The sequence below is a fragment of the Vibrio sp. 1580 genome (assembly GCF_033340055.1).
Window position 1 is genome coordinate 1 of sequence record NZ_JAWOVT010000132.1, and the last position, 887, is coordinate 887.

General features: G+C 47.6%; 1 protein-coding gene. It reads left to right on the forward strand.

The features are described from left to right. A partial coding sequence (locus R7093_RS24525; RefSeq protein ID WP_318146926.1) for a tripartite tricarboxylate transporter permease occupies positions 1–726 on the forward strand: 726 nt, incomplete at its 5' end. Between the last annotated feature and the right edge of the window lie 161 nt (positions 727–887).

Below are 887 nucleotides of genomic sequence, written 5' to 3' on the forward strand. Positions count from 1 at the left end.
GGCGTACTTCCGGGTGCTGGCGCAACAATCGCGGCATTCCTAAGTTACGGCTTAGAGCGCAACTTGGCTCCAAAAGAGAAAAAAGAAGAGTTCGGAAAAGGCAGCATTCGTGGTCTGGTTGCGCCAGAATCTGCGAACAATGCCGCATCAAGTGGCTCATTCGTTCCATTGTTAACTCTGGGTATTCCAGGCTCAGGCACCACCGCTATTATGCTTGGCGCGTTAATCGCCTACGGCATTCAACCTGGCCCTCGCCTGTTTGTTGAACACCCGGATGTCTTCTGGTCAGTCATCATCTCAATGTACTTTGGTAACATCGTGCTTGTGATCCTTAACTTGCCGTTGATTCCTTACATCTCGAAACTACTGGCCGTTCCAAGAACAGTGCTTCTACCTATGATTTTGTTCTTCTCAATTACAGGTGTGTACTTAGTCTCGTTCAATACGATGGATGTGTTCGTGATGCTACTTGTAGCAATGGCTGCCATTGCACTTAGACTGGCAAACTTCCCGCTCGCACCATTGCTGCTTGGCTTCATCCTCGGCGGCTTGATGGAAGAAAACTTGCGCCGAGCGTTGATGATTTCTGACGGAGAGTTGAGCTTCTTGTGGGAGCGTCCGATTACGTTGACGTTTACTGTGCTGGCAGTATTAGTGCTGGGTAGCCCGCTGTTTGTGAAGCTGTTTCAAAAGCTTAAAGCGCAACCTGTAAAAGTTGAGCAATAATCGTCGATTCCTCCTTCTTGATAGCCCCTAAAAGCCACCCTCGCGGTGGCTTTTTCTTTCTTCGATCTTTCTTTGATATAGCTACGATGAATTAATATCACGGCTAAGAGAAAAATTTCGCTAGAAAGAGGTTCACGTTATCAAAACCGCAACGGAACTGA